Below are 23,815 nucleotides of genomic sequence, written 5' to 3'. Positions count from 1 at the left end.
AGATGACTTGCACTATTCATAGCTGAAAGGTATCTTTGCCGCGCATTCTAGTAAAAGGCTTACCATGGCAGACTTCATCTATACTCCCCCTACCGATCCTTGGCTTGATATTATTCATGAAGATAAAGATATTATTGTTCTGAATAAACCTTCAGGCCTATTGTCAATCCCAGGCCGTGAAGCCCAATACCATGACAGCATCTATAGTCGTGTACTCGAAAAGTATACCAACGCTCAAATAGTCCATAGATTAGACATGGCAACATCAGGCGTAATTGTTGTTGCACTTCGTCGTAATGCCGAGCGCGAATTAAAACGCCAATTCAGAGACCGTGAAACAGCTAAAACCTATTACGCAAGAGTTGCTGGTCATGTCAGCTCCAAGGTTAAACAAGTTGATTATCCACTCATATGTGATTGGCCTAATCGTCCAAAGCAAAAAGTTGATCATAATTTAGGCAAACCTTCGTTAACTCACGTAGAAGTGGTCAGTTACGCCAAACAATCAACCTTAGTGAAGCTAACACCTATCACAGGCCGCTCCCATCAATTGCGCATTCATATGATGGCCATAGGTCATGTAATTTTAGGTGATGGTTTTTATGCCGACCCGCTCGCTAAACGTTTATCTGAACGACTTTTATTGCATGCAGCAGAACTTACTATTCATCACCCTTATAGTCAGCAAGAAATGACATTTACCTCAGACGTGCCTTTTATTGAGCCTGTTGGCTCACAATAGAGTTAACTAAAGTTTCAGACTGAAAGTTCTCACACACCGCTTAAAGACTTGATGGTTCAAGTTAGATAAAAACTCTTCATGAGAACTTTTTGATAGCCATTATTCATCATTCATCGTAAATTAATGCCTAATTATAATTTAATTAGGCATTTTACTATGGAAACTCCATTTCAAAGAGATCAGCTCGACAACCAAATTCTTCAAGCATTAATGGAAGAAGCAAGAACGCCATTTGCAGAGCTCGCCAAACGATTTGCAGTCAGTGCCGGCACTATTCATGTTCGTGTCGAAAAAATGAAGCAAGCTGGCATCATTACAGGTGCGCGTATAACAGTAGATCCTAAAGCTTTAGGTTATGACGTTTGCTGTTTTATTGGCATTAATTTAAAAAGTGCAGGCGATTATCCTGCTGCCATATCAAAGTTAAATGCACTAGAGGAAGTTGTTGAAGCATATTATACCACTGGTAATTACAGCGTTTTTGTAAAGGTAATGTGCCAGTCTATCGATGGATTACAGCATGTTTTGATTAATCGCATTCAATCAATTGATGAAATTCAATCAACAGAAACCTTGATAAGCCTACAAAACCCTATTGTTCGTGGTGTTAAACCTTAGGCCTTTTAATTATTAATTATAACAAGTCGAAAAACAAACTACCTCAAAAGAAATAGTATCTATTTACATTAAATTTAACGATTTGTAACAACTTTGATTACCTTTGTTAAATATTTGTGTTAAAAAGTCGTAGAGCGCATCAAAGAATGCACTAAACACATTAATACAAAAATATAACAATCAGCATTACCACCGACCTAGTCTCTATCCTACAAATACTTGGACGTGGTAAATGCTTAAACCAAGGAAGAAGTTGTGAAGACTAAATTATCTCTAGCTATATCAGCAGCGCTACTCTCTAGCGCTAGCTTTGCAAACACCGAAATGACTGGCAACAAGTACAACTTAGAAATATTGTCTATTGATCAGCATAAGAAACCAGCAAATAAATTAACCAACATAAATGCCCCTCAACGTTTCATTGTAGAGCTGTCATCTCCTGCTTTAGCAGTTTCTGGTAAATCGGCTGCAATGTCAGACAAAAAGACTAAACTGGATATTCAGTCAGCTGCAGTACAAAACTATGCTTCACAGCTAGCCAATGAACAAAAAGCATTCTCGAATGCATTAAATAAAGTTTCAGCTAATAGCAAAATAGAACGTCAATTCAAAACCTTATTTAACGGTGTAACCGTTGCGGGTCAAAACTTAACTGTGGAACAGTTAATGGCGATTCCTGGGGTTAAATCCGTTTATCCAGAAACCATGTATGACATTAGTATGGATGCATCGCTTCAAGTGATTAACACTGAAGCAATGTGGAATACCGTTAGCGGAATGGAGAATGCGGGTAAAGGTATTCGAGTAGCAGTTATTGATGGTGGTATTCGCCCAGAAAACCCAATGTTTGCTGACGAAGGTTTTGAAGCGCCAATGGGTGCTATGCCAACTGATGATTATTGCTCAACAACCGATGAAGCTTTTTGTAATAACAAGTTAATCGTTGCACGCTGGTCACAACCTACCTTTGAAGTCTGCCCAGATGAATACATGAGCCCACTAGGTTACGGCGGTCACGGAACTCACGTTGCAGGTACTGCTGTAGGTAACTTAGTCTCTACACAATTTAATGACATTGATGTTGAATTATCAGGCGTAGCTCCAGCAGCTTACTTGATGTCTTATAAAGCACTTTACTCAAAAGCTGATTGTTCTGGCGGTAGTGGTTCTAACATCATGTTAATGGAAGCGTTAGAGCACGCTGTCAATGATGGCGCTGACGTAATCAACAACTCTTGGGGCGGTGGTGCAGGTGCAGATCCAGCAAGTAGCCCATACAAAACAATGTTTGAAGCTGCAGAAGCCGCTGGTGTTGTTGTAGTTTCAGCTGCTGGTAACGATGGCAATGGCGCGAGCACTATTGGTTGTCCTGCATGTATTGAGTCTGGTATTGCTGTGGCCAACAGCACAACAGGCCGTTACTTTGCTAACAGCTTTAATGCGGGCGGAGAGGATTTATTAGCAATCCCTGGTTCTGATACTGTTATCGAAATGGATGTAACAGCCTCTGTTGTTGCTGCAATTAACCTTAACCCAGACAATGTTAAGGGTTGTGATGCATTCGAAGCTGATAGCTTTAAAGACAGTATTGCACTGATTTCACGTGGAGATTGTGCATTCTCTGACAAAGCAGAAAATGCCATGAATGCAGGTGCAACAGGATTGGTGGTTTATAACAGTAATCCAGGTGCTCCAATTACCATGTCTATGCCTGGTGTTACTTTCCCATCGGTAATGATTTCTAAAGGTGATGGTGAAGCTCTAGTTGAAGCTATGGGAGAAACAGCATCAGATGGCACAATTGGTTCTGAAGTTAAACGTTTAATGGTACCTAGCCTTGCCGATACGATTAATAGTTCGAGCTCTCGTGGCCCGAATGGTAATCAAAATATGCTAAAACCAGATTTAGCAGCACCAGGAACCAATATTTTATCAGCTTACTCACCAGATGATGGTGGAGAAGACTTTAATATGATTTCGGGTACAAGTATGGCAAGCCCTCATGTTGCAGGTGCTGCGGCAATGATGCGTCAGCTTCACCCTGATTGGTCTGCTAATGACATTAAGACTGCATTAACTTCGACTTCAACAGTTGATGGAATTTTAGACGATGATGCCACCACTGCAGCAACTCCGTTTGCTATGGGTGCAGGTCGTATGGATTTAGATGCTGCTGCTAAAGCGGTATTAACCTTCGATAAACCTTCTATTGCTGCTGACTCATGTGTTGGACCATGTACTTTCACTCGCACCGTTTATAACAAGAGCGATGAAGACACATCTTGGTCATTGGCTGCAAGTTCTGACTCTGCAGGTATTATGGTTTCTCCTTCTACATTGGATATTCCAGCAGGTGGCTCGGCAAGCTTCATGGTTACTGTAGATTCTACTTTTACTGAATACGGTGAGTGGATTTTTGGTAATATTATGCTTTCAAGCGCTTCAGGACTTCAAGATGCACACCTACCCCTAGCTGCGCTTGCTCAAGAATCTAGTAATGCTTCACTCATTTCAATTTCATCAGATGACAGTGATTTAACGACTGCTGATGATATGGAAATAACTGCTGTTTTAAATAATACCATGTTTGAAAATACGGTAACTTTTGTTGCTAAAGCGCCTGAAGGGTCAAAATTAACTTCAGCAGATGACGTATCAGTGACGTTAACTAACGCTTCTCAAAATGGTTTTAGTGTAAACGAAGACACTGGTGTAATCACATGGGTTGGTAGTCTTGAGCAATCACAGATGTCAATTGATGCTTCTACAGGCACTTATCCAAGCATCTTTGATGCTGGTTTAGCATATGTGCCAGCTTGTGAGGATGGTTGTGATGAGAAATCTTTTACCTTTGAAGGTTTACCAGAGTTTTTATTTAATGGCGTAGCTTACGACACCATCACAATCTCGGATAACGGTATTGTATTAGTGGGCGGCGGCAATACTGGTGGTACATGGAATAATAAAGAATTACCAGATAGTACAGCACCAAATAATATCCTAGCCCCATTTTGGTCTGATTTTGATTTAAGTGATACTACTGGTACCGATTCGGGTGGTGGTCAGCTTGGTCTTAATATCATTGATTTAGGTATTGATCCCGATACTGGTAACCCAATCAAGTATATAGTTGTTGAATGGAAAGATGGCCAACTTTATGCTGATGCTTCTGAAACTCCTTATTCATTCAGTGTTTGGATTAAAGCAATTGATGAGGAAAAAGTTGTTGAAGATGTATCATTTAATTACTTGAACATCCCCAATATGCCTGCAAATGTGTCAATTGGCGCAGAGAATGTCGGTGGTACTGTTGGTATAACTCATCATTACAATGGTGAAGGTTCAGCTGTAACAACAGGGGATTACTTACAAATTTTATCTTCTGCTGCAGGTCAAGTTAAAATCGACTACATGGCGACAGGTAGTGACTTTGACTTAGGTTCTATGGACAGTTCAACTACAGTTGAAGAAACTGCTGTGACATTTAATGTACTAGACAATGACACTATGCCAGCTCAAAAAGTGGCTCGTTCGCAAGTAACAGGTGACGGTATTACTGCAACAGCTCAGCGTATTATCAATATTGCCGCTTCTGGCGTTCTTGGTAGTGTTGTTGTAGTTGATGAGCCAGCAAACGGTTCTGTGGTATTGACTGAATCAGGTGAAGCAACATATACACCTAACAAAGATTTCTTCGGAAAGGATACATTCAGTTATTCAGCAACAGATGCTGCTGGTACTGTGAGTACTCCAACTGAAGTTGTAGTTGATGTAACCAATGTAAACGATGCACCGACTGTATCTCCTTCAGCCAGCAAAATCTTAGTAGGACTAGAAGCTACCGTTAGTTCTGGCGCTGCAGATGTTGATGGTGATGACCTAACATACGCTTGGACTCAAACTGCTGGACCTGTAGATGTATCTTTTGATAGTACAGCTAAAGATATTAGCTTTGTTTCTACTAAGACTGGTGTATATACCTTCTCTGTCACGGCAAATGATGGCGAAGCAGATAGCACTACTGAGCAAGTATCAATAGATGTTATATCTGCTCCAGATCTTAAAGATGATAGTGGCTCTATGGGCTGGTTAACAACACTTCTTCTTCCTTTAGCGGCATTCCGTCGTCGTAAAATGAAGTCTTAATTGTTGATTAAAACATAACGTAAAAAGCCCAGCATATGCTGGGCTTTTTTATATCTAGCTTTTAATCAATCACATTAGTGATTAATAACCAATGTCGATATGAAATAACCTAAAACAGTCGCCGTTGTTACTCCAATAAACCCTGGAATAATAAAGCTATGGTTAAGGACGTATTTACCAATATTGGTAGTACCCGATTCTATCAAAGCTAATCGCCGCTAAATCACTTGGGTAGAATGGGAAGAAGAAATAAGCATAACACGCTGGAATAACACCAATTAATACTGGCGCAGGAATGCCTAACGCAAAGCCTAATGGGAACATAATCGTCAATACTGCAGCTTGGCTCTTTAAGAATACAGATGCCATAAACATCGCAATAGCGAACGACCAAGGATAAGCGCTCACTAAGTCACTCAACGAGCTCACTAAATAACTCTTATGGTGACTAATAATAGTGTCACTTAGCCAAGCAATACCAAAAATTATCACCACAGCCGTCATACCAGCAGTAAACACATTACTGTTAACGATTTTTTGCGGAGATACTTTCGTTGCTAATAATATAATCGCACCAACCGATAGCATCATGAACTGAATGGCCACCGACATACTCACACCTTCAGGTAGCAACTCCTTGCTAAACATAGCGATGACAATGACAGAAAGGATACCCGCTAAGAATAACGCTAATCCACGTTTAGCAATGCTATCAGTATGAGCCTGATCAGTTGATTCTACTTCTGGGTCAACTAGGTTATTGCGAAAATCTTCATCTTGTAAGCGGGCTTGAAACGCTTCATCTTTATCTAAATCTTTACCGCGATTTAAACTCCACGCACAACCTGCAAGTACACCGACTAACGTAGCAGGGATTGTTACAGACAATACATTGATTAAGCTAATATCAAGGTTATTGTCCATGGCAGTTGCCATAACAACTGCAGCAGCTGCTGCTATTGGGCTGGCTGTAATCCCCATTTGCGATGCAACTGTTGCCATAGCAAGCGGACGTTCAGGTCTGATACCTTTCTTATAAGCAACATCATAAATAACAGGTAATAATGGATAAACTGAGTGACCCGTTCCGACCAATACTGTTAAAGAATACGTACATAAAGGGCCAAGGAAAGTAATTTGACTTGGATGTTTTCTTAATAATTTTTCAGCGTACTTTACCAGTAACTTAAGACCACCAGTCGCCTCTAATGTTGCAGATGCTGCAACAACAGCCAGAATAATCAGCATGACACTGACTGGTGGTGAGCCTGGTGCAATACCAAATACGAACGCCAGCACTGACACACCTAAGCCGCCTAACAAACCAAAAGCGACGCCACCATGACGGATACCGACAAATATCACGGCCAATAACAACAGCATATGAATATAAAACATTAGCTAAATCTCCTTAGCAAACATTGAGTAATCTATGGCAACTCCAGCCATAAAAGTAAAACTTAGTATTAATACCCTATTGATATAAGGGATTTGTATATCAAGTAATAAACACTAAAATTCGTCGTCGAGAGCTAATTGAATTGTTATCTTTTTGGTTAGCCCTCAGATTGTTTATACAACAAATAACTAGCTGCAAATATAAGCCAGGAACGATACAGTGACCTCGCGCATAGAATCTTTGAAGTAAGTTATAAATTTGTGATCTCTCAATATTTAAGTATTCCATCATGTAAATATTCTTGTTTAAAATCAGCTTAATTAAACCAATGTAAAGCCAATTTTTATGACTAACACTCAATAAAAACGCAATCACTAATTTCAATTATTAGAAGCCCAATATGAACAATATTTCACTAAATATTTTTACTTCAATAATTCACTAATTAAATTCATTCAGTTTTTATACAGCAAGCGGGGCTTATAGTGACTCCAACAAAAACGAGATAACAAATTTCTTAATACCTTGGAGTGAATTATGAAAACTAAACAACTTATTTTAGCTGGTGTAATAACGTCTATGATGTCAGTACCTGCAATGGCATCAGATTGGTTTGTCGGTGGTGCAGCTGGTTATCAGAAAAATACTTACAAGCTAGACTCTTCAGTCGATGGCTCTAAAGAGAAAGAAAAAGATATGGCCTATCAACTTCGTGTTGGTAAGTATATTAATGATAATAGTCGTGTGTATGGTACTTATGGCTACAATTCTGAAGATATTGGTAAACAGCAGAACTTCTTATTATCTTATGACTACCTAGTACCACTTGGTCAAAGTAATATGAACTGGTTCGTTGGCGCCACGGCCGGTATGACCCACACTAGTATCGACGCTGCTAACTTAGATTCGGGCAACAATTTTGTTTGGGGTGGCCAAACCGGTTTCACGTATAACATCAATGACAATTGGTCTACTGAAATTGGCTACCAGTACTTAAAGCAAGATTATGAGAAAGATGTCAGTAATGGTGCGAACACAAGTTCACTCTCATTAAATGATACCCAGCAGGTTTATCTAGCAATTGATTATAAGTTTTAATTAAAAACTACTCCAATTTAAATAAAGGGCACATTTAGTGTGCCTTTATTTATAGTCCCCAAATATACTTAATTTGCTAAATTCTTTGGATGAATTTTAATTAACTAATAGATAAATATAAGTAATAAGAGTAAATCGGCAATAGATCTAATTATGAATTACCAAGAATATTTCTGATAATTTATTACTACCCTGTGCCAAATAAATAGAAAGCTTATAGTTAAATTAATGAATCAAAAACACATTCATAAAAACGTAACCAATGCTCTTTAGTATTCATGCCATTATTATTTTGGTTGTCTTTATTTCTGTTATCAATTTGATTAAAAAATAGGATGACTCACCGATAAGACACAAGCTATATAAAAGAGACAGCTATGGGACAATACTTTTCTGGGATCATCCAATACACCTGCATTACAGCAGTGCTTCTTTATGGCTTGGGCTGGTACGAAGGAGAGAAAATTGCCGATAGTTTGTCCATAGATGACACTAACTATTCATTGGCTCAAGAATCTTTAGCGCGGAAAATTCCATTCTACGAACTGGGGATTACTGCAGGTTATGAAAAACAACAACTCCTAAACACCGCCCTTCGCACTCAATAATCGAGTATTGGGATTAAACTAAGAAGCAAGAAAGCGTTACCGCTATGAAATGAAGCTGGCAAACGACGTTATAGATTTAAGTAAACGTCAGGCACAAAAAAACCGACATAAAGTCGGTTTAATCCTCTTAAGAGGAGATGGTACCGGTGGGCGGACTTGAACCGCCACGCTCGAAAGCAACGGATTTTGAATCCGTCGTGTATACCAATTTCACCACACCGGCATCATATTGATGTCTCAAAAGAGCTAGGCTCAATCGAGAGTCAGAATTATACCTAGGCTAAGGCCAATGGCAAGCCCTTTCAGCGCGATATTCTCAGTTTTCAATTCAATAGCTCAAAACTCATTCAAACTATAGCTTATGAAGCTTAGGGATGTTGTCACTCCGACCAAGTGAATAAACAATGAATCACCATAATGATTTACACTTTACTAATTTAATACATTAGCGATAAAGCAATAACTGAAACATTAATTGATCGAGATCATAATTGTTAACAGATGTTTGCAGTATGTTATTTATGACTTCACTATAAAGGAGATAAAAAATGGCATTCTGGTTAGATTTAATGTTTGGTAATGCAATTGGTTTGCTATCAATGATTGTTATCTTCTGCACCATGGGAATTATGTCGTACATGATGTGGATGTTTATCGTGAAGTCGGCTCCAAAAGAATAGGTAGTACTTATTTAGATTTAAGTCAGTTTTTTGTGTTTTTTGCAAATAATTAGGGGGCATTTAGCCCCCATTTTTGTGTCTATGATTGCTTGTATCAAAATCTTCTATATCTAAAATTCTTATAATCTAAATTCATTCGTCAGACTAACAATTTACCCTTAACACATCCTAGTTACTGAGAGTGCATATCAAGCATTAAGCTGCATGCTTTCTTGGTTGAACTAAGCCATTGATAAATTGTGGTCTTGCTTTAATCAAATGCGATAGTTCTTCTTTACTTGGTTCGCCTGCCGGTAATCGTAAAACATCACGATTTAAGTATACTCTGGCTTTCATCGAAATTTTATATTCCGCAGTAGGGCCTTGTATTGCGTAATGACGTTCATTGCCAACAAGTTCAAGAATGCTGGTCGCTATCAAGCCTTTCACAGCCAATTCATTTTGAGGTAATGCCAATATAGTGGCACCTTGAAGGAAAAACTCTCTCAGTAAGGCGCGTTCTGCAGGGTCTAGCAATTTCACCTTGGCTTCAATGGTCTCGATTGCGCGCTTTTCACGTAAATGACTAATGGATTCATCAACAACAAAAGTGAATAACTGACTTAAGAAAAAGGCTGCGCCAACAATCAAGCCTAAACCAATAAAATGACCATAGTCGCTTACTAAACTATCAAGGGACAGGGTTTGTAGTACATGGGAAGGAGCAAACAACAGCACAGCACAAGCAACAACCCACCAAAGCATAACACTGACTAAAACACGCTTTACGCTGGCTAACTTTATGTTATCAAATTTAATTTTCATCATCTCGCTTCCAAAGTGTCAGATTTTTGAATCTATCACTTCAAAAGCAATTTTAATGCCAATGAATAAACTTAATTTATCTTTTTAAATTAAATCGTTATTTATCGGCAAGTCTTGCTAATACTCGGCTCGCAGCAATGAACCCAAACGTGCCTGTAACCATAGTCACAGCGCCAAATCCAGATGCACAGTCCATACGCATGCTGCCTTCTGCAGTTGCTTTTGTGCTGCAAACACTGCCATCATTTTGTGGGTAAACTAGGTGCTGAGTAGAAAACACGGCATCGACAGCAAAACGTCGTTGGGTATTCTTAGTAAAATTATATTCGCGGCGTAGAATGCCTCGAACTTTAGCAAGTAATGGGTCTTGAACCGTTTTAGCCAAATCAGTGAGCTGAATTTGAGTAGGATCTGTTTGACCACCAGCGCCACCTACAGTGACAATCTTTAGCTTGTTGCGCTTACACCAAGCAATTAAAGCAGCCTTTTGTTTTACAGCATCAATACAATCAACCACATAATCAATCGATAATGGGTCGTTTTTAGTCCCTAAGTATTCAGCTAAGTTGTCAGCAGTCACAAAGTCTTCTATCTCGTTGACCACACACTCCGGGTTAATATCGCGAATACGCTTAGCCATAACCTCAACTTTAGACTCACCAATTGTTGATGCAACGGCATGTGATTGACGGTTGGTATTAGTGACACAAATATCATCCAAATCAATTAGCGATATTTGCCCAATCCCACTACGTGCTAAAGATTCAGCAACCCAAGTACCCACACCGCCAATACCTATGATGACTACATGAGCGTTAGCAAAGTTTTGTAGCGCATTTTGACCGTATAAACGACCTATTCCACCAAAACGATTTATATAAGATTCTGACAACATGTAACGCTCTTGAGTGCTCACTAATAAGGGGGCGATATTTTATACGAAACTGACATAAATCGAAATAACTGAGTGACTAAAAATAACTGCACATTTTTATTCCATAACTGCCACTTTAAACCCGCTCACAAACGACACAATTGTTATCAATTTACGCCAATAGGACAAACAAGAGGTCCTGTTAGTTAAGCAAGCTAAAAAATATGTTACCCAGAACCACAAACCTTGTAAATCAATATGATGCATATCGAATAAATCCAACCTTTAGTGATAAGTATCACACTTTTTTATTAACTTTTTATGGCAATATCGAGCGCAGATACAGGATTCCATAAATGGCGTACGCACCGTATCCGTTGCGTCATCGCTATTTCTATCAATGTTAGGCACAACTGATGAGTGTCCAACAAAATCAAGCCCTTACCAAAGGAAGATTAAGATGATGAAAAAAAACCTGATCACTGCTGCAATTTTATCTTGCACTGCAATGACCTCTTTTACTGCGCTAGCTGATGGCCCAAATTTCTACGGGCGTGCTGATCTTGCATTCACCAATTCTGATACGGGTGTAGCCACTCAAAATCAAAAAGACGGCACTATTATTGAAAACAACTTCTCATGGTTAGGTGTTAAAGGCACTGAAAAAATCAATGATGATTTTGAAGTGATTTACCAAATGGAGTTCGGTGTAAGCAACTTTGATAACTCAGGCAATACTTTCGCAGCTCGTAACACATTCATCGGTTTAAAAACCAATGCTGGTACTGCACTAGTTGGTCGTAACGATACTGTATTCAAAGCTTCTGAAGGTGGTTTCGATTTATTTGGTAACACTAACTCAGATATCGACTTATTAGCTGCTGGCCAAACACGTTCAGGCGATGGCATCAGCTACTATTCTCCAAAAATTGCTGACATGGTAACACTAAACGCGACTTACCTAATGGACGACAACTACGATTCACAAAGTGATTCTATGTACGCTGTTAGTGCAACAATTGGTGATAAAGCCCTTAAAGCACAAAACTTCTACGCTGCTGCGGCATACCAAGACGGTATTACAGACATCGAAGCTTACCGTGGTGTTGTACAAGCTAAATTCGGCAACTTCATTGTTGGTGGTTTATACCAAAACACAGAAAGCCTAAAAAGTGAATTAGCGCACCTTGAAGGTGACAGCTATTTCATCAACGCAGCTTATGTAATGGGTAACCTAAAAATTAAAGCTATGTACGGTTACGATGATTCAGGTCTAGGTAAAATTGTAGACCGTCGTACTGGTCAACTTGAAAACAACGAAGGTGCAAACATTTTAGATGCTCGTAAAGATGTATCTGATGTTGAAATCCAACAATTCAGTGTTGGTGCTGATTACCGCTTAAGTTCAAACACTTTAGTTTATGGTCACTACACTAAATACGATGGCGACATGAAATTAAATGGTGTTGTTGAAGATTTAAGTGACGACATCTTTACTGTTGGTGTTCGTTTAGACTTCTAAACTAACCAATTAGCCGCTGATTTACACCGCGGCAAGTTGTTGCAAAAATGATAAAGCGACCTTAAAAGGTCGCTTTTTTTATCGCCTTTATTTTATTCAACCTTTAGATTATGCAAAACAGCATAACTTCATCAGTTTTACCGCTTAAGAGTTAACAATTTAGCAACACCTTAACTAGCCGCATAGTCAATACAGATAAGCCTTACACGAATTAACAAAGCTTGTGAACCTCTATAAATAGGTAGTTTGCTAAAAAGCTGTTAACCAATGCTCAAAAGTATCGAATTTGTCACATTTTTACCTTAAATCATTACGTTAAACCAAAAACTTTGACCTACTCCACAACTTATCCCCTATAAACCTGCAAAAATTCCGATCAGTTCGTTATGCAAAAGCATTTTCTATTACGTTTTTTGCAACTGAAATTCACTATAACACCCATAATGGGAATAGGACTTCGGTTCTATAAGGGAGTATGAAAAGATGAAAAAGACGCTAATCTCAGCATCTGTAGCCTCAGTTATTGCTTTAACTTCATTCGGTGCGCTAGCCGATGGTCCAAATTTTTACGGTCGTTTAGACCTAGCAGTAACTAATTCTGATCTTGGTGTTACTACCCAAGAAGGTAAAGAAGGTACAGTATTCGAAAACAACTTCTCTCACTTAGGTGTTAAAGGTAGCGAAAAAATTTCTGATGCTGTTGAAGTTTTATACCAAATGGAATTCCAAGTTGAAAACACTTCTTCAAGTTCAGATGTTTTCAAAGCACGTAATACTTACCTAGGTCTAAAAACTAACTTCGGTACTGTATTAGTTGGTCGTAACGACACAGTATTCAAGCAATCTGAAGGCGGCGTAGACGTTTTCGGTAACACCAATGCTGATATCGACCGTTTAGTTGCAGGTCAAACTCGTTCTGCAGATGGTATCTGGTACTACTCTCCAAAAATCGCTGATTTAATTACCTTAAACGCGACTTACTTAATGGAAGATAACTACACTGATGCTGATGACAACGAGTCTTATGAAGATCAATATGCATTGAGTGCAACGATTGGTGATAAAAAACTTAAAGCTCAAAACTACTATGTAGCTGGTGCTTACAACACTATCGGTGGCATCGATGCTTACCGTGCAGTGGGTCAAGTTAAATTTGGCGATTTCAAAGTTGGCGGTTTATACCAAAACACAGAAAGCCAAACAACTGATCAAGAAGGTGATTCTTACTTCTTAAACGTAGTTTACAACCTAAACGGCGTTAACTTAAAAGCTGAGTACGGTGTTGATGAAGGTGGTTTCGGTCGTTACCTAACTAAGCAAAAATCAGCAGATGGTGTTGTTACTGATGCTAGCATCACTCAAATCACTGTAGGTGCTGATTACCGCATCTCTAAATCTACTCTAGTATATGGCCATTACGCTATGTACGAAGGTGATTACCAACTTGACGGTGGCCCAACCATCGATTTAGAAGATGACAACGTATTTACTGTAGGTATGCGTTACGACTTCTAAATGAGAAAATAACTTTTAATTAAGTTACTCATAATAAAAAAGCGACCTAGTGGTCGCTTTTTTATTGCCTTTTGATTAGATATGAAGCTTTAATAACGTTTAACTATTCAGATATTTTCAGCTTGATACTTTTCGAGTCAGCACGTAAGCCGCTTCGTTAAGCCAAGGAACATTCTTTTTCACAAATCGCTGATTGTCAGCCAAAACATCTGCACACTCTAAAAGCTCAACATCAAAGAAAGGTGCTAGATATTGTTCAATCCACTGCGGACTAACAGCAAATGGCGGGCCATTAAGGGTTTCTTGTGGGTAATCCAAGGTCACCAGTAAACCTTTAACGCCAGCAGGAATTAATGCTGCCAGCTTTGTCGCATATTGCTGACGCATTGCTTCTGGCCAGGCAATAAGTGCAGCGCGATCATAAAAAGCAGTAATTGATTGAGTAGATTCTGTCGGCAAGGTAAATATATCACCTTGAATAAGCGAAACTTGCTCGGTGGAGTAAACTTGATGCTCACCTTTAACTTGATGAGTCACGGGGAGGTTGTTTTCTTTGAAAAAATCTTCGACTGCAATTTGATTTAGTTCGCAGCCAAGTACGTTATGCCCTAACTCCGCTAAGTAACACATATCTAATGACTTGCCGCACAATGGAACAAACACCTCTGCTGAGGTAGCTAACGATAAACGCGACCAATACTTAACCAGAAATTCATTAATTTGCGGTTGATGGAATCCAATTTGTTTTAAATCCCATTTTTCGTGCCAAAAACTCGGCTCCATGATTACAAACCCCTAGTGATATATTATCAACAACTAATGGGCTTCACTGTAATCACAAAAATAGTGATATGCAATATGGCGCAGAAACTTAATCACTCAGAAAAATCTGATATAGGGATTGTTATTAAGGCGCTATTCACTTTAATAATGGCTGCCAATATGGATGATTTACCAAGTTGCTAACTTAAAGTGAGCTAGTCTAATAGACTATTCAGGTTTACCTTCTAACACTTGTTGCACTTTCTTAAGCCATTTGCAGTTATCACATTGGCAGTTGCGGCGTGATAAATGGTGTGGGCTTAAATTTGAATCAATAAAATCCACAGCGATCAATAATTGCTGCTTTAGCTCTTCAACGGATTTCTTCTCAATCGCCACTAGCTCATCATTGTGATTCATCCAAATACATTCTTCCCCTTGATGGCAAGTGGTACATTGCTCATCACTGGCATTGTAGAACACTGCATGTGGGCAATGCGTTACTTCCATCGACTGTAAAATACGCTGACGCGGAAAAGAAAATAGTGGAATTAAGTCAGCTTTATTAATGGTAGGCATAAGCACTCCTTGATTAAACCGAATCCGTTGATTCACTTAAATAGTACCTGTCTATCGCTAAAAACAAATTGATTCATGTCAAAGTTTACAACTCCGTTTTTTTGAGATAGGCAGCTTTACGCGCAATAGCTAATATAAAACTCACTTTAGGCCTAATTGCAGCTGTTCTGTCGCTCATTTTGCTTTTTACTCATTAATAATAGTAAAAAGTTATCGCAGACCTTGCCTGATAAATCGAAATATGAGTTTATGGTGTTTCTAATTCATTACGCCGATGAGTTAGCTAACAGGAGTACCCAGTGCAAACACCTCAGCTACAACACTTTTATATTAATGAAGAGCAGTCTGTTTATTTATTAAAAGCTGAAGATGCCCGTAAACATCGCGCGTGGATCCGATTATGTAACCAGCAACTAAGTAAACTCGGTTATGCCGATATCGAGTTTATTGGTAAAGGCGCTTATGGCTTTGTATTTGCTGGCACCAACGACATTGGCGAATCCCATGTGTTTAAATTCTCTCGTATAACCCTGCCCCGTAGCGTCCAAGACCGACTTGAAGAAGAAGCATTTATGCTAAGTCAGTTAGTCCACCCTAACGTGCCAAGCGGCATCAAATTTGAGCGGGTAGGTAAGCAAGGGATTATGGTAATGGAGCGAGCGCAGGGTGAGGATTTAGATAAAATCTGTCATCGTTTGGGCGTATTACCAGTGGCAATGATTGTTAGTATTGCACGCCAATTAGCCAACCTACTTTATTACCTTCGCACTGGTAAGTGTCTTGTTCACGGCGATATTAAACCTTCTAATTTAGTCTATGACATCGAAAATGATCACCTGTCTTTGATCGATTGGGGCTCTGCGGTCTTCGCTCAACGTGATGAACATAATAAAGCCGTTGAAGATAACGTGATGTCTTTGATGTCGAGCGATCAACACCATACTAATGCCAGAATGGGTGACGTTTACTTTATTGGTTCTGAGCAACTTAACGGCGCACTCTCCAGCCCACGCTTTGATGAGCAAGGTGTCGCTGCCACCTTATATGCATTAGCTTCAGGACAAATCAGTCGCTTTGGCAGTAAAGTGATACCCGCTAGCAGTTTGGGGCTGCCCATTGAGCTTGCACGCACGTTAGACGGCATGCTTAGTGATGATGTTGAAAGACAAAACCTTGCTGGCGATTACTTTTTAAAAAGTATGCGCCATAACCACAGAATGCACTTGCCCAATTTGCAAACTCAGCCACTGCACGAAGATATTCCACTGTGGGTACTGCCAAAACAGAAACAAGTTGAAACGGTAAGCTATAGTTCTCGAAAATCATTTTTAAAAGAGCACAACACCCAAGATCCCATCGCCAAAATGGACGACGTACAACTAGAGAAGTACTACCGAAATTTCTTAGCAGGCATGGGGGATACCGAAAAAGGCTTTGTCGCTGCAGTGGGTAAATTAGCCCAGTATCCGATTGTAGGAGGCTTAGCTATCCATTGGCGTAAAAGCGGGGTTTATATTGACTCAAACCTTGCGATTTATGACCCTGAAACTAAAGATGTACTCATCAAGGCAGTCAATAATATGGTTACCCTCGCCCGTGGCATTAAGCGTATCGGGGTGTTTAAAGCCTGCTTTTTTAACGCTAAAGACACATTGCATTTGGAGCGAGAAAACGCATCAGAACCTTACAAAATGGTTAACGACGCGCAGTTAAGTTTTGAAGTCGGTGATGTCCCTGCATCAGAGGGGCGGTCGCGATTACACTCTTACTTTGAAGACGGTAAAGATCCAGAGGAAAACTTAGAGCTGCCAACCGAAATCATGACCGAACTAGGCTGGATTAACCAAATCCATCATACCGGTTGCATCATCTTTGAAGCGCTACCTAACCACCTAAAAGTGCACAGTTATTTACGACTATTAAATCCGCGTAAACAGGCGGCTTTTCGCGCTTCACTTGATCGGATTTTACATCATGCCACTAAGATTCAAGGCCACGGCGTATCAGGGTTTATGAAACTCCCTTATAAGAATACCCGTCAGTTTTCACATATCGACAGTAAGGCTGATCATTTCTACCCTAAAAACCCCAAACAAGTGTAAAGCTAAGCTTTTAGAAATATCAGCTTTTAGATAAAAAAGCTTCAAGAAAAATAAGCTCTAAGTGAATAGTTTTAAGACCAGAAACAAATAAGCCTCATTTAAAAATGAGGCTTTTAATCAATTAGATTGGTGAACCCGGGGGCATTTTCAGCGGCTTATCAATAAAGCGGTATTCTTTCGACTCTATTCCCTGAGCGAGGCCCTGTAATAACCAATCAAAATGGGCAGCTTGGTAATTACTGGCGCGATTACTACGACGCTTTAGTTGTTTTTCAGCATAGTGAAGTCTAGCAAGTAACTGAGCTTTAACTTCTGGTGAAGTTTTATCATCATGATAACTGGCTAATACTTCATCCAATACCACTGCGTTTACCCGCATTTGTACGGCTAACAATTGGCCTCGTTGTAAGTCTTGATACACAGTTTTTGCCAATAATTTATCCACTAAGCTGACAACTGACAACTGCTCTGAATCATCCATAAATCCTTGATTAACACGATTTAGGCGCTCGGGCGCTAAAAGCCTGTTCGCAATTTGACGACTCAATACTTCCGCCATGCCAATAGGATCGGTTAACACCCCAATACCAGAATCAAAGCTTTCGCGGGTTTTACGATAGTTGCCTGCTTTAGGCACTAGCATCTCTGTCACTTCAGCTGGAACAGATAAGCTTTGGGCCGATATAACATCAAGTAATGAGGCTAATGCAGAATGTTGCAGCTTGGGAGAAAGATAATGCCAACGTTCAGCCGAACCTTGTTGTTGGTAGCTGTAGTCACTGCCACCAATCCACTTAGCAGCCGCATCGATTTGATATCGAGTTAACAAATAAATTGGCACAAACGCATCACTCAACTCGCCTAACGGCTGCTCTTCAAGCAGTGCTTGGGCATTAAACTGCTCAATGGCGCTGCGGCGAACTTTTTCTAATCGAGTCAACTCATCGGCGGCAGATGCACCATTATCCCATAAGCTCGCATAAGCATGACTAGATGAAGGTGAACGTGAATCAGCTTCCCCAATGTAGCGTAAACCTTGAGTTCTCGCCTGACGTACTAGTTCAGCCATGTTGGCTTCATTGCCATAACCATAGGCAATGGTAAATTTATCCCATTCACCAATACCTTCTGAGTATGGCGCCGAAATATCAATTTTATCGCCATTTAATGTGGCATTAGGATGCGGGTAATCCATCACCGAAGCATTGTCATTAGTAGATGATGCGAAGTTATGATCCAGTCCAATCGTATGGCCAATTTCATGGGCCGATAACTGACGAATTCGGGCTAGCGCTAATGCCATTGATGCATCACTAGCAGCTTCTCTGTCTTCCCACCCTGCTGTTAAGCCACGGGCGATTAAGTGATCTTGTTTAACCCGCAAGCTGCCTAAGGTCACATGCCCTTTAATGATTTCGCCTGTGCGAGGATCTTTAATTGATGCGCCATAAGACCAACCACGGGTCGCTCTGTGAACCCACTGGATCATGTTATAGCGAATATCTTGTGGGTCAGCATCCTCAGGGAGCATTTCCACTTTAAAACCATCAATAAAGCCTGCTTCAGTAAAAGCTTCTTCCCACCAGCGGGCACCATCAAGTAATGCTGTGCGGATAGGTTCAGGCACCCCCGGGTCGAGGTAATAAGTTATAGGTTTAACCACTTCGCTAGACGCAAGACCTGGAGTGACTTTTTCTAAACGATGTCTGAGTAAATAGCGTTTGCTCACTGGTGAGTCTATCGGCGCAGAGTAATCAAAGTACTCACCTGATAGATAACCGCTCATTGGTTGATACTCGCGGGGCTGATATCCTTCTTCAGGCAAATCGACAAACGAGTAACGCATACGTACCGATACGAATTTACCATCAGGAGTCACTTGGCGAACGTGCTCACCTTCTTTCTGGCTAGTAAATGTCAGTAATACATCCACGTCTGCATTTTTTTCAAAAGACTTAATACCCTCTTCTAGAATCACTGAGCGCGAGGTATCTAAGCTGTAATTACCTTGTTTGGTATCAGCAAAACGTTGCGCTACGCCATGTAGATCGTTAAGGACTAAATTATTGATTGAGACTAAGGGCGTTTTGCCATCTAAGACTTTTCCGCGCCACAAAACTGACTCTGCGAATGCTTCTTTAACAGCTAATCGCTCGGCGGGATTATCACTACTGGCTCGATAAAAGGTGTTTAATTGCTTTAGTAAAATGAACGGCCCTTGGCGCTCAAACTGCACCATTCGAGTTTCACCTAACTGACCACGATCTAGGCCAATGTCATTCGACCCTACGCCATGTGGCAAGCTGGTTATCATCAAAAACGGTTGATTAAGTTTTTTGGCTTCTACATACAACTCACCTGATTGGTTTTGATAGTAAAAGTTAATAAACCCGCTGGCTTTCTCACTTTTTTTTATCACTTCTTGCGCAGGTGTAGCCGCATGAGTCATAACCGGTATTGCGGTTAATACCAATGAAAGTGCAATGCTGTGGCGGATCATTCAACTATCTCCAATTCGATAAAACAGGGTTACTCACGTTTTAACAGTGCAAGCGTTAAGCAAGTTAATACAAATAGCAGCGCTAGGCTAGAACTAACGCTGTCTGCATAACTACGACTTGTGACTATTCTTGTAATCTATCCAATGCTCTAACGTATCAAACAACTCATTCAACACAATAGGTTTAGTAATATGAGCATTCATGCCAGCTTTTAAGCTCTTTTCTCTATCGCCCGACATCGCATGTGCCGTCATCGCAATAATAGGCATTTGTTCGCTAGAGTAACGCTTGCGTAGCTCTTGGGCGGCGGTTAAACCGTCCATTACCGGCATTTGAATATCCATCAACACCGCATCAAAAGCTTTAGTGTCAATGATGTCTAATGCTATTTGACCATTATCAGCTAGTACTACTTCATAGCCCGCGCTCTTAAGTAATTCTGTCGCCACCTGTTGGTTGATAAAGTTATCTTCCACTAATAGCACCAAACCAGCTTCTTTGGTTTGCTCAGGATCTTCTTCCACAACAGGTGCTACGTTTAGCTTAGGCTCAGCAGCAAATGCACCGATAATCTCATCAAATAAGGCTGACGCTTTAAAAGGTTTTTGTAATATTGCAAACACGCGGTTTTCATCAAACTCAGCTTCTAAAGGCTCAGCTGAGTAAGCCGTCATTAAGATAATTACAGGGCGTTTTTTCAGTCGACCGTCTGCTACCATCTCATCAACGATATCCACCACATCGCCGCCACCCATTTCAGGCATCATCCAATCTAGCAATAACAAATCAACTGGTGAGTGAGATAATACTTCAAGGGCTTCAGCGCCACTTTGTGCCGTCTTAACTTCAAAGCTAAAGTCGCTCATTACGGTTGAGTATATTTGTAATGCACTTGGATTATCGTCGACCACTAACGTGGTCAAATTATTCAACTGCTCAGGGACCACTAACGGGGTAACGACATTCTCTTCGGCAATTTCAAAGCTAATATTAAAGCTAAAGGTACTGCCTTGATTTGGCTCAGATGACACTTCCATCGTACCGCCCATTAGCGACACTAAGTGTTTACTAATCGACAAGCCTAAACCTGTGCCGCCATACTTACGCGTGGTTGAACCATCGGCTTGTGAGAAGGCATCAAACAACTTAGCTTGCTGCTCTTTGCTAATACCAATACCAGTATCACGTACCCAGAATTTAAGGGTAATGCGATGGTCACGCTCGCCCACATCTTCACAACCCAGCTCAATTTCACCATTTTGAGTAAATTTAACTGCGTTAGATAGTAAGTTCACCAACACTTGACCTAAACGTAGTGGATCACCATTTAGAATCAATCCAGCTGTTACTGGTGCATAAAGCAGTAACTCAACCCCTTTTTCTTGGGCTTTTTGTGCGTTCATATCAATAACATGATCGAGTACTTTATCTAACGGGAATGACACTCGCTCAAGCTCTAACTTACCAGCCTCAATTTTAGAGAAATCGAGAATGTCATTAATAATCCGCAATAATGACTGAGCAGAGAAGCCGGCTTTATTTAGGTAATCTTGTTGTTGCGGCGTCAACTGAGTACGCTGAGCTAACTGCAACATACCGATAATCGCATTCATTGGCGTGCGGATTTCATGACTCATGTTAGCCAAGAATTCACTCTTATACATGTTAGCTAATTCAGCGTCTTGTTTCGCTTCCAGCAAGGCCACTTCGTTACTCTTTTGACGAGTAATATCTTTATGGGTACCCAACATACGTTTTGATTGGCCATCTTCAGCAAACTCTACCGCACGACCACGTGATAACACCCAATGATATTCGCCCGACTTAGCCCGCATTCGGTACTCAATCTCATAGGTACCTTCAGGATTTTTAGCATAATCACTTCGGTATTCTTCAACTCGCATACGGTCATCAGGATGAATAAGTGCATCCGTTGATGATATCAGCGCAGGGAATTCATTAGGTTTATAGCCCAGCATTGAGTAAAACGCTGGGTTACAGATCAATTGTTCAGAGTCTAAATACCAATCCCATAAACCATCTTCTACTGCGTCCATCGCTAAATGGTAACGTTCTTCAGATAAACGTAATTGCTCAGCCGATTCGTACTCACGAGTGACATCACGCCATACCGAAATCAAACCCAGTAGCTCACCGCGACGATTATAAAAAGGCAGTTTAAGTGTATCGAGTAGTACGGTTTTACCACCGATATCCACTTTTTCTTGATAACGCAGTAATGAACGATCGCTTAAGACTTTTTGGTCTTCCTCACGGATCCTGTCGCCTTGATCATGGGTAGTTGCTAATGACATCTGGCCAACCATGTCGTTTTCTTTGCAGCCCAGCATGTACTCAGCTGACTTATTACAGCCTAAATACTTACCTTCTTTATCTTTATAAACAATGGCCTCTGGGATCGAATCAATCAGCGAACGCAGTAGCGCAAACTCTCGTTCACGCCGCTCAGTGGTATCACGTAAACGTTGGGTGCGCCGCGCCACCAGATTATCTAAGCGTTTGTTTTGTTCGGCTAAGTGGCGGGTATATTGCTTGTTCTCTTCAAAAATTCGGCTCACTAATAAGAACCATGGCTCCCAACCTTCAGTAATTTTTTTCGGTGCAGCAATTGGCTCACGCGAACAGGCTTCTAAATGAGTTAATAAGCGAGACGCTGGGTTTACGAATGAGCGACGAGTCTGCCAGTGAACAATCGTCACCAACACCGACAGTGCCAAAACCACTAACAAGAAGGTCAGCTTTAGCTTGTCCCAGGCATCTTCAAATAACACATCTTCATCTTGCAGATACAGTAAACGCCAAGGTGGGTTTTGCAGCGCAACAGAGTGAATATAATAACCATTACGCAATATGCCATCGTGGGCATCAAACAGTTCTGATTCAGGTAAGGAATGCAGCTCTGACGGAATTCGCTGACTGATATGATAAACACGGTTCATATCATTGGAATCAAAGTCACTGTGGGACAGGATATTGTTGTATTGATCCAGCAATATCACTGTTCCTGGCATCTTAAAGTACATCCGCATTTGCTTAGCAAGCGATGCCAATGTCATATCTAAGTTGATTGAACCGATAAAATCATCTTCAAGGTATACCGGTAAACCAAGGGTAGTAAGTAAACCTTGGTCTGCTAAGTCAACATAAGCTTCGCGCCAAAATACACTACGTTGAGGATTCATCGCAGGTGTCGCAAGTTGAAATTGCTTCTTGTTTAACAACTCTTCCCTAAAGCGGGACTCGTTAGTCGCCCAAGGGAACGACGACATAATCCGCTGCTTTGAGATGTAATAGATTGATGAAGCTTTAGGTGCAGCTTCTTTAGCAACAGGAAATGACAGTGATAGCTCAAACAACATTTCTAGTTCTTGATAGAAGGTGTCGCTGCGACCATCTAACGACCCCATGCCTGTGATTCGCCCCATGTTAGTGAACGGTTCACCACTAATGGCATAGCTAGGTTCTAGGGTAAAAAATTGGCCATCTTCATTGAATTTTTCATATTGAGGCAAGCGGTCTTTACGAACGAGCTCCCCCAATCGTAAGTTATCAACCGCCACATTTCGCAGGCTTTTTACCGCGCGAATACTGGACTCAAGCAATAGATCAATTTGCAATACATGACGCAAAACCTGTTCTTCACGCTCTTTAATTAGTTGTGTTTTTTGGCGTTCAAACAACATCCAAGCCGACAATAAAGCCATCACAATCACACCAATATAGGTATAAAAAACGGCTCGATTATACTTTCGTTGAATAAGCGATTTTAGATGTAAATCTGGCTCGGTCGATTTCATTGAAATCCCTTTGGTTTACTCAGTAGTGTCGGTGTTCTAAAAAAGGA

General features: G+C 40.5%; 16 protein-coding genes and 1 tRNA gene. 9 read left to right on the top strand and 8 right to left on the bottom strand.

Features of this window, described 5'->3' with window-relative positions:
• The first annotated feature begins 64 nt into the window (after positions 1-64).
• The 3 genes from rluA (at position 65) to AC0L4E_RS02440 (ending at position 5,506) form a co-directional block, all read left to right on the top strand.
• Positions 65-742 (top strand): bifunctional tRNA pseudouridine(32) synthase/23S rRNA pseudouridine(746) synthase RluA, encoded by a 678-nt coding sequence (rluA, locus tag AC0L4E_RS02450; RefSeq protein WP_473677847.1) that lies wholly within the window; start codon positions 65-67, stop codon positions 740-742.
• A gap of 156 nt (positions 743-898) precedes the next feature.
• Positions 899-1,360 carry a transcriptional regulator AsnC gene (asnC, locus tag AC0L4E_RS02445; RefSeq protein ID WP_220752653.1) on the top strand — a complete coding sequence of 154 codons (462 nt, stop codon included), beginning with the start codon at positions 899-901 and terminating at the stop codon, positions 1,358-1,360.
• Between the two features lie 255 nt (positions 1,361-1,615).
• Positions 1,616-5,506: a S8 family serine peptidase gene (locus AC0L4E_RS02440; RefSeq protein ID WP_473677846.1), complete on the top strand. Its 3,891-nt coding sequence runs from the start codon at positions 1,616-1,618 to the stop codon at positions 5,504-5,506.
• Between the two features lie 174 nt (positions 5,507-5,680).
• Here AC0L4E_RS02440 and AC0L4E_RS02435 read toward each other — a convergent pair whose 3' ends face one another.
• A complete protein-coding gene (locus AC0L4E_RS02435; protein ID WP_473677845.1) occupies positions 5,681-6,904 on the bottom strand; it encodes an anaerobic C4-dicarboxylate transporter in 1,224 nt (407 codons plus the stop codon).
• Positions 6,905-7,442: 538 nt separating this feature from the next.
• On the opposite strand from AC0L4E_RS02435, the gene AC0L4E_RS02430 reads away from it, so the two are divergent.
• Both AC0L4E_RS02430 and AC0L4E_RS02425 read left to right on the top strand, forming a co-directional pair.
• On the top strand, positions 7,443-8,003 hold the full coding sequence (locus tag AC0L4E_RS02430; RefSeq protein WP_473677844.1) for an outer membrane beta-barrel protein: 561 nt from the start codon (positions 7,443-7,445) through the stop codon (positions 8,001-8,003).
• A gap of 377 nt (positions 8,004-8,380) precedes the next feature.
• A complete protein-coding gene (locus AC0L4E_RS02425) occupies positions 8,381-8,611 on the top strand; it encodes a hypothetical protein (protein ID WP_473677843.1) in 231 nt (76 codons plus the stop codon).
• A 138-nt stretch (positions 8,612-8,749) separates the two neighbouring features.
• On the opposite strand, the gene AC0L4E_RS02420 is transcribed toward AC0L4E_RS02425, so the two are convergent.
• Positions 8,750-8,834 (bottom strand) — tRNA-Leu (locus AC0L4E_RS02420).
• 325 nt (positions 8,835-9,159) lie between these two features.
• On the opposite strand from AC0L4E_RS02420, the gene AC0L4E_RS02415 reads away from it, so the two are divergent.
• Complete coding sequence (locus tag AC0L4E_RS02415; RefSeq protein ID WP_076540587.1) at positions 9,160-9,291, top strand: DUF3149 domain-containing protein; 132 nt, start codon at positions 9,160-9,162, stop codon at positions 9,289-9,291.
• Positions 9,292-9,486: 195 nt separating this feature from the next.
• Here AC0L4E_RS02415 and AC0L4E_RS02410 read toward each other — a convergent pair whose 3' ends face one another.
• Both AC0L4E_RS02410 and tcdA read right to left on the bottom strand, forming a co-directional pair.
• Positions 9,487-10,098: a superinfection exclusion B family protein gene (locus AC0L4E_RS02410; RefSeq protein ID WP_473677842.1), complete on the bottom strand. Its 612-nt coding sequence runs from the start codon at positions 10,096-10,098 to the stop codon at positions 9,487-9,489.
• Positions 10,099-10,192: 94 nt separating this feature from the next.
• A complete protein-coding gene (gene tcdA, locus AC0L4E_RS02405; protein ID WP_473681472.1) occupies positions 10,193-10,987 on the bottom strand; it encodes a tRNA cyclic N6-threonylcarbamoyladenosine(37) synthase TcdA in 795 nt (264 codons plus the stop codon).
• A 445-nt stretch (positions 10,988-11,432) separates the two neighbouring features.
• On the opposite strand from tcdA, the gene AC0L4E_RS02400 reads away from it, so the two are divergent.
• Together AC0L4E_RS02400 and AC0L4E_RS02395 are read left to right on the top strand one after the other, a co-directional pair.
• Complete coding sequence (locus tag AC0L4E_RS02400) at positions 11,433-12,491, top strand: porin (protein ID WP_473681470.1); 1,059 nt, start codon at positions 11,433-11,435, stop codon at positions 12,489-12,491.
• A 483-nt stretch (positions 12,492-12,974) separates the two neighbouring features.
• The gene (locus AC0L4E_RS02395; RefSeq protein ID WP_473677841.1) at positions 12,975-14,006 is read left to right on the top strand and encodes a porin; all 1,032 of its coding nucleotides are present in this window, start codon (positions 12,975-12,977) and stop codon (positions 14,004-14,006) included.
• Between the two features lie 117 nt (positions 14,007-14,123).
• On the opposite strand, the gene AC0L4E_RS02390 is transcribed toward AC0L4E_RS02395, so the two are convergent.
• Together AC0L4E_RS02390 and AC0L4E_RS02385 are read right to left on the bottom strand one after the other, a co-directional pair.
• The gene (locus tag AC0L4E_RS02390; protein ID WP_473677840.1) at positions 14,124-14,789 is read right to left on the bottom strand and encodes a thiopurine S-methyltransferase; all 666 of its coding nucleotides are present in this window, start codon (positions 14,787-14,789) and stop codon (positions 14,124-14,126) included.
• A 207-nt stretch (positions 14,790-14,996) separates the two neighbouring features.
• The gene (locus tag AC0L4E_RS02385) at positions 14,997-15,347 is read right to left on the bottom strand and encodes a hypothetical protein (protein ID WP_473677839.1); all 351 of its coding nucleotides are present in this window, start codon (positions 15,345-15,347) and stop codon (positions 14,997-14,999) included.
• A 299-nt stretch (positions 15,348-15,646) separates the two neighbouring features.
• Here AC0L4E_RS02385 and AC0L4E_RS02380 point away from each other — a divergent pair, with 299 nt between their 5' ends.
• A complete protein-coding gene (locus tag AC0L4E_RS02380; RefSeq protein ID WP_473677838.1) occupies positions 15,647-17,449 on the top strand; it encodes a protein kinase domain-containing protein in 1,803 nt (600 codons plus the stop codon).
• A 121-nt stretch (positions 17,450-17,570) separates the two neighbouring features.
• Here the strand turns inward: AC0L4E_RS02380 and AC0L4E_RS02375 are convergent, their stop codons facing one another.
• Complete coding sequence (locus tag AC0L4E_RS02375) at positions 17,571-19,949, bottom strand: zinc-dependent metalloprotease (protein WP_473677837.1); 2,379 nt, start codon at positions 19,947-19,949, stop codon at positions 17,571-17,573.
• A 111-nt stretch (positions 19,950-20,060) separates the two neighbouring features.
• The gene (locus AC0L4E_RS02370) at positions 20,061-23,768 is read right to left on the bottom strand and encodes a response regulator (RefSeq protein WP_473677836.1); all 3,708 of its coding nucleotides are present in this window, start codon (positions 23,766-23,768) and stop codon (positions 20,061-20,063) included.
• Positions 23,769-23,815: the final 47 nt, after the last annotated feature.

This window comes from Shewanella sp. GJ50-10, from assembly GCF_055808815.1.
Note: the sequence above shows the minus strand (reverse complement) of the source record. Positions and strands in the feature narration are given on the sequence as shown.